Below are 6715 nucleotides of genomic sequence, written 5' to 3'. Positions count from 1 at the left end.
GTGGAGCGGGTCTGGTCCGTGTCTTCAATCCGCAGAATGAATTGACCACCGTGCTGGTGGGCAAAACAGCGATTGAACAGGGCGATATAGGCGGTGCCTACGTGGGGGTCACCGGTGGGCGACGGCGCTACACGAGTACGGACGGTCATGCTGACTCCAATAATGCAAACTGGCGCGGATTATACCTGTCAAAGCGTGACGCACATAGACACGCCCCACCGGCTTTCTGCTAAGGTTGAACGCCACTCATTCTTCTGCTGGCTCGCGGCCAGCAGATTTTATCAACACGACAGAAAGAAAAGGAAAAGACCATGCGTATTCCCTTTCAACACTCTGTGCTGGTCGCCATGATCGCTGGCGCTACTCTGCTGCAGGGCTGCTCAGACAATAGTGAAGAGCCCAAAACCGACACCCCGGCAGCCGAAGCACCCGCTACTGATGCCAAGACAGACGCTGCCATGGCCGAAGACACCAGCAATAGCGGCATGACCCGCAGTAGCGCCCCGGAAGGTGCCACAGCGACCATTCTCAGCCCCGCTGATGGTGCGACCGTGACCAGCCCCGTAACGGTGAAATTCGGCCTGGAAGGCATGGACGTGGTGCCCGCCGGTACCGAGCAGGAACATGCCGGTCACCACCACCTGCTGATCGACCTGGATAAGGATTCCATGCCTGCCATGGACTTCCCGCTGCCGGCCAACGACAACGTGGTGCATTTCGGCAAGGGCCAGACAGAAACCGAGCTGGAACTGGAACCGGGCACCCATACCCTGCAATTGCTGCTGGGTGATCACATGCACGTGCCCCATGAACCGCCGGTAATGTCTGAAAAGATCACCATTACCGTGGAATAAAGGTCAAACGCCGGACCTCAGACGCCGACAAGTTTCTCTTTTCGCGTCAGGGGTCCGGCATCAAGCCTCAGGCGTCACCCTATCTGCCGAGGCGCAAACATGATGATGGCCATGCCGGTCAGCGCCACCAGCGACCCGACAATATCCCAGCCCGTGGGACGGATACCATCAACGCCCCACAACCAGAGAATGGCCACGAAAATATACACGCCGCCGTAGGCCGCATAGACCCGGCCCGCCGCCGTGGGGTGCAACGACAGCAGCCAGGCAAAAGCCGCCAGACTCAACGCAGCAGGAATCAACAGCCAGACGGACCTTCCCTCACGCAGCCAAAGATAAGGCAAATAGCAGCCCATAATCTCGGCGATCGCCGTAATCAGAAACAGCCCCAGAATTTTCAATTCCGGCAAGACAACCTCCCGGTATAGATCAATACGCGGACATTGGCGTGCTCAGTGCGGAAAACGCTGACGGGATCAATAACCCATCCCTGGGATAAATCGGTCTGCCAGCAATTTCAGCCGAACGCGATGCTGCTCTGGCTGCGTCACTTTCTTCTCTCTGAGCGCTTTCCGGTTCGCCGCGCCAGCGACTTATCGCAGCAGCAAATGGGGCACCGTGGCATGCTTGATCATCTTGCTGGTGGTGCTACCCACAAAGAACTCGCGGATGCGGGAATGCCCGTAGGCACCCATGACCACCATATCAATACCGTTATCCTGCTGGTACTGGTGCAAAGAAGGCTCCACGTCCCCTTCCAACTGCGCCACTTTCACCTCGTGACCGGATTGCTCCAGGGTGTCACGGGCCCAGGCAAGATCCTCGCCCAGCTGTTTGTCCTTGCCCACGGCAACCAGATGACAGGGCAGACCCAGGAACAGCGGACTGGCAGCCAGCATTTTCACACCCTCACGACAGGTCGGGCTGCCATCGAACGCCAGCATGATATTGCCGGGCTCACTGAAATCCGCAGGCACAACCAGAATCGGTTTGTGCATGGTACGAATCACCTGCTCTACATGGTCGCCCACCTGGGCGGCCTCACCAGCATGTTCTTCGCCCAGTTTTCCGATCACCAAAATGCGGGTCTGCTCCTGCATCCCGGCCAGTGTCTCCACGAGACCACCATGTCGCTGGCGCTGTTTGGGTTCGCTCACCCCTTTTTCAATGGCGCGACCGGCAGCGGCTTCCAGCATCAGCTTGCCCTGCTCCAGTGCCAGCTTGTTGCGCTTGGCATCCAGCTCGGACAGTTCGGTCAGCAGGGACTCGCGGCCACCCAACAACAAGTTGCCACTAAGATCACTTTCCACCGGGTACCGGGAGTGATCCAGAACGTGCAGCAACGTCAACGGTGCATTCAGACGCTGCACCGCCCACACCGCGTAGTCGCACACCCGGGCCGCGGCCGGAGAGCCATCAATACAGGCAATTACATCACTCATTGTTCTTCTCCTTTGGCAGGCTGTTAGTGGCCGCCCATGAGTTTTTCGACCGCCTCAGGCTTGTCGTGCACGGCAAATTTATCCACCAGGGTGGCGCTTGCCTCGTTCAGGCCGATCAGCTCCACCTCGGTCCCTTCACGGCGGAACTTGATGATCACCTTGTCCAGTGCCCCAATGGCGGTGATATCCCAGAAGTGGGAACGGTGTACATCGATAGTCACTTTATCCAGTGCTTCCTTGAAATCAAAGGAGGCAATGAACTGATCCGCGGAGGTGAAAAATACCTGCCCCAGCACCTCGTAGCGGCGGTGGCTGCTGTCAGTTTCATCAAGATCCGAGCGCACATAGAAAACGCGCCCCACTTTATTGGCATAGAACAGCGCGCTGAGTACCACGCCGATACCCACCCCGATCGCCAGATTATGGGTTGCCACGGTGGCCGACACCGTAGCCAGCATCACCACGGTGCTGCTGGCCGGATGCTTGGCCATGTTGGTAATGGACTCCCAGCTGAAGGTACCAATGGACACCATGATCATCACCGCCACCAGCGCGGCCATGGGTATCTGGGACACCCATTCCCCCAGGAACACCACCAGCACCAGCAGGAAGCAACCGGCAAACAAGGTGGACAGGCGCTTGCGGCCACCGGATTTCACGTTGATCACGGACTGGCCGATCATGGCACACCCGGCCATCCCCCCCAGGAACCCGGAGAAAATGTTGGCCACGCCCTGCCCTTTGCATTCGCGATTCTTGTCGCTATCGGTATCGGTCAGATCATCCACGATGGTTGCCGTCATCATGGATTCCAGCAGGCCTACCACGGCGAGGGCCAGAGAGTACGGCAGAATGATTTTCAAGGTTTCCAGGTTGAGCGGGATATCCGGCAACAGGAATACCGGCAGACTGTCCGGCAGATCACCCTTGTCACCGACGGTGGGCACATCCAGACCCAGATACATGGCAATCCCGGTCATCACGACAATACAGATCAGGGGTGATGGTACTGCGGTGGTCAGCAGCGGCAGCAGGTAAATGATCGCCAGGCCGGCGACCACCATGGCATACACATGCCAGGTTACCCCGACCAGCTCCGGCAACTGCGCCATGAAAATCAGGATAGCCAGGGCATTCACGAAGCCGGTGACCACGGAGCGGGAGACAAAGCGCATGAGATTGCCAAGCTGCAGAAAGCCCGCAACAATCTGCAGCATCCCGGTCAACACCGTCGCCGCCAGCAAATACTGCAGGCCATGGTCTTTGACCAGGGTCACCATCACCAGCGCCATGGCCCCGGTTGCCGCCGAAATCATCCCCGGGCGGCCGCCGACAAACGCAATGACAACGGCGATACAGAAAGATGCATACAACCCCACCTTGGGGTCCACACCGGCAATGATGGAGAAGGCAATCGCCTCCGGAATCAGGGCCAGGGCCACAACGGAACCCGCCAGTAAATCACCACGGATATTACTGAACCATTCCTGCTGAATAGATCGAAGCATGAAGAACAATCCTGTTTTGCAAATACGACAGACAAGGATGCTGCTCAAGGGCAACAGAACACGGGATGACATGGCGCAGGGCACCATACGGCAAAGCCGGAGACGGGCTGTCTACTAGGGCGGACTCAGCCGGGAGAGGATCATGAACAGTCTCGAGTGGTTCGGAAAGGCGCGGAGTCTAGCAGAGCCGGCAGGCCTTTGACAGGCAACGCCGCCGCCCGCCCTACGCCGCAGCGCCGCAACATGCGACAATAGTCGACCCAATACCCGTGTTATCGCCTTGCATGAATGATTCCTTGATCCAAACAGCCCCGTCGCTTCAGCCTGATCGGCGCCTGTCCGTCGCCCCAATGATGGACTGGACCACCCGCGACTACCGGTTTCTGGCCCGGCTGATTACCCGCCACACCCTGCTCTACACCGAAATGGTGGTGGCCCAGGCGATTCTGCGCGGGGATCGTGAGCGGTTTCTGGCATTCAATGACGAAGAGCACCCGGTGGCGCTTCAACTGGGCGGCTGCGAACCGCAGGACCTGGCGGAAGCCGCCCGAATTGCCGAACAATACGGTTACGACGAGATCAACCTCAATGTGGGCTGCCCGTCGGACCGGGTGCAGCAGGGCAAGATCGGCGCCATTCTGATGGCCGAGCCGGAACTGGTGGGCCAGTGCGTGGAGGCCATGCAGGCTGCTGTCAGCGTCCCCGTGACCGTAAAGACCCGCATCGGCATCGATGACCAGGATGATTACGACTTTCTCTATCGCTTTGTTACCCGCATGGAACAGGCCGGCTGCACCAGTCTCACCATCCATGCCCGCAAGGCCATCCTCTCCGGGCTGTCCCCAAAGGAAAACCGGGAGATTCCGCCGCTGATCTATCAGCGGGCCTACGCCATCAAGCAGGCCTTCCCCCATATGGAAATCATTCTCAACGGTGGCGTGAAGACTCTGGACGAAGTGCATGCGCACATGGGCGACGTGGATGGGGTGATGATTGGTCGCGAGGCCTACCAAAATCCCTATTTTCTCGCCAATGCGGATCGCATCGTGTTTGCCGATGACCACCCTGTACCCAGCCGCCGGGATGTGGCCGAACAATTCCTGCCTTATGTGGAGCGGCGCTACGCGCTGGGCCATGCACCCAAGCATTCCCTGCGCCATATTCTCAACCTGTTCCAGGGCGAGCCCGGTGCCCGCCGTTTTCGCCGTCACCTGAGCGAAAACATGCACAAGCCGGACACCACTCCGCAAGTGCTCATGGACGCTTTGGCGCAACTATCTTAGGCTGTAACAAGCCTTTCACCACAGAGGACACAGCGTTCACAGAACCAACAAGCCGGATGGCACAATCTGTTTTTGTGGGAAGCTATGCTTGGATAGCGAATGCCGTGCCCACCTCTTCACCATGCAAGCATGGTTTCCCACAACCCGATTTACCTCTGTGCATTTTGTGAGCTCCGTGGTGAAACAATAATTCTGTCATGGCGGCGCAGTACCGTGCCCCGCCACGACACCGAAAGGAACGGAAACCGTGAACAAACGCGAACAGCTAGCCCAATGGACCTCTCTGGTGGCCGATACCGGTGATCTGGACATGATCGCCGAACTGGCACCGGAAGATGCCACCACCAACCCCTCCCTGCTGCTGGCAGCGGCCCGAGACGAACGCTACCGACCATTGCTGCAACAGGCAGCCGATCTGTGTCGCACCCTGGGCCATGGCGGGGAGATGGACTGGCTGACGGACTGCTATGCCTGCCTGGCCGGCCAGGCCATCCTGGAGCGGATTCCCGGTCGTGTTTCCAGTGAGGTGGATGCGCGTTTGTCATTTGATACCCGCGCCACGGTGGAAAAGGCCCGTCGTCTGATGGCCATCTACCGGGAACTGGACGTGGACCCGTCCCGCATCCTGATCAAGACCGCCGCTACCTGGGAAGGCATCCGCGCCGTGGAAGTCCTCGAGGAGGAAGGCACCCGCTGTAATGTGACGCTGGTCTTTAACCAGGCTCAGGGCCTGGCCGCAGCGGAAGCCGGCGCTACCCTGATCTCCCCCTTTGTGGGCCGCATCTTCGACTGGCACCGCAAACAGGGCATGGAGATTGCCACCCCGGATGACGACCCGGGGGTCCAGTCCGTGCGCCAGATCTATCGCACCTTCAAGGCCCGGGGTCTGGAAACCATCGTCATGGGCGCCAGCTTCCGCAATGCCGGCCAGATCGAAGCCCTGGCCGGTTGCGACAAGCTCACCATCAGCCCGGTCCTGCTCAGGGAACTGGCTGCCGATACCGGGAGTCTGACCCGGGTACTGGATGCGGAACTGGTGGCCCCGGAGGACGACTGGCAGGCCGTCACCGAGGCCGCGTTCCGCTGGCAACTCAATGACGATGCCATGGCCAGCGACCTGCTCGCCGATGGCATCCGCCGCTTCGCCAACGACCAGTTGGCGCTGGAAGCGCTATTGCAGGAGGAAGGTGTAATTTGAATTGGCTGAACCGACTCTTTCGCCCCGACCAGCCCCAACAGCAGACAAACGAGCACGACCTGCACCGGGCGGCTGCCGCCCTGCTTCTGGAAGTGGCCCGTACCGACGGCACGGTAGCACAGGAAGAATCACAACGTCTGATCAAGGCGGTGGAAAAGCACTGGCATCTGGAGCCGCAGGAGATGGATGACATCCTCTCCGAACTGGAAGACCGCGTGGACAAGGCCACCGACCTGTTCGAATTCACCCGCCCGCTTCGCGATCATTGGGGGCCGGAACCAAGAGTCACCTTGATCGAGGAAATGTGGGCCATGGCCGCTGCCGACGGCCACGCCGATGCCCACGAAGAACACCTGATCCGCCGGGTCAGTGACCTGTTGTATGTGTCGCATGGGGACTATATTCGGGCGAAGCTGAAAGCGACTGAATT

The 6715-nt window shown here is 59.3% G+C and carries 8 protein-coding genes; 4 read left to right on the top strand and 4 right to left on the bottom strand.

Annotated features, from left to right (window positions below):
* The coding region (locus HUJ17_RS11415; protein ID WP_290510809.1) for a glutamate--tRNA ligase family protein at positions 1-149 on the bottom strand (149 nt) is incomplete at its 3' end.
* Positions 150-311: 162 nt separating this feature from the next.
* On the opposite strand from HUJ17_RS11415, the gene HUJ17_RS11410 reads away from it, so the two are divergent.
* Complete coding sequence (locus tag HUJ17_RS11410; protein WP_290510808.1) at positions 312-854, top strand: DUF4399 domain-containing protein; 543 nt, start codon at positions 312-314, stop codon at positions 852-854.
* A 74-nt stretch (positions 855-928) separates the two neighbouring features.
* Here HUJ17_RS11410 and HUJ17_RS11405 read toward each other — a convergent pair whose 3' ends face one another.
* The 3 genes from HUJ17_RS11405 to HUJ17_RS11395 form a co-directional block, all read right to left on the bottom strand.
* On the bottom strand, positions 929-1264 hold the full coding sequence (locus HUJ17_RS11405; RefSeq protein WP_290510807.1) for a YnfA family protein: 336 nt from the start codon (positions 1262-1264) through the stop codon (positions 929-931).
* A 183-nt stretch (positions 1265-1447) separates the two neighbouring features.
* A complete protein-coding gene (locus tag HUJ17_RS11400) occupies positions 1448-2296 on the bottom strand; it encodes a universal stress protein (protein WP_290510806.1) in 849 nt (282 codons plus the stop codon).
* A 23-nt stretch (positions 2297-2319) separates the two neighbouring features.
* Positions 2320-3804 carry a SulP family inorganic anion transporter gene (locus HUJ17_RS11395; RefSeq protein ID WP_290510805.1) on the bottom strand — a complete coding sequence of 495 codons (1485 nt, stop codon included), beginning with the start codon at positions 3802-3804 and terminating at the stop codon, positions 2320-2322.
* Positions 3805-4088: 284 nt separating this feature from the next.
* Between HUJ17_RS11395 and dusA the strand changes: the two genes are divergently transcribed.
* The 3 genes from dusA to HUJ17_RS11380 form a co-directional block, all read left to right on the top strand.
* Entirely contained in the window at positions 4089-5087 is a 999-nt protein-coding gene (gene dusA, locus HUJ17_RS11390; RefSeq protein WP_290510804.1) for a tRNA dihydrouridine(20/20a) synthase DusA, read from the top strand.
* Positions 5088-5334: 247 nt separating this feature from the next.
* Complete coding sequence (locus tag HUJ17_RS11385; RefSeq protein WP_290510803.1) at positions 5335-6285, top strand: transaldolase; 951 nt, start codon at positions 5335-5337, stop codon at positions 6283-6285.
* On the top strand, positions 6282-6715 hold a 434-nt coding region (locus HUJ17_RS11380; protein WP_290510802.1), incomplete at its 3' end, for a TerB family tellurite resistance protein. The genes HUJ17_RS11385 and HUJ17_RS11380, both read left to right, overlap by 4 nt.

The sequence above is a fragment of the Alcanivorax sp. genome (assembly GCF_014762765.1).
GTDB lineage: Bacteria > Pseudomonadota > Gammaproteobacteria > Pseudomonadales > Alcanivoracaceae > Alcanivorax.
The sequence above is the reverse complement of the archived record's forward strand: the minus strand, read 5'-3'. Positions and strand labels throughout refer to the sequence as shown.

Bases quoted from the DNA above. Each gene is read 5' to 3' on its own strand.
- HUJ17_RS11410 (WP_290510808.1), top strand. From the start codon at position 312: ATGCGTATTCCCTTTCAACACTCTGTGCTGGTCGCCATGATCGCTGGC.
- HUJ17_RS11400 (WP_290510806.1), bottom strand. From the start codon at position 2,296: ATGAGTGATGTAATTGCCTGTATTGATGGCTCTCCGGCCGCGGCCCGG.
- HUJ17_RS11395 (WP_290510805.1), bottom strand. From the start codon at position 3,804: ATGCTTCGATCTATTCAGCAGGAATGGTTCAGTAATATCCGTGGTGAT.
- dusA (WP_290510804.1), top strand. From the start codon at position 4,089: ATGAATGATTCCTTGATCCAAACAGCCCCGTCGCTTCAGCCTGATCGG.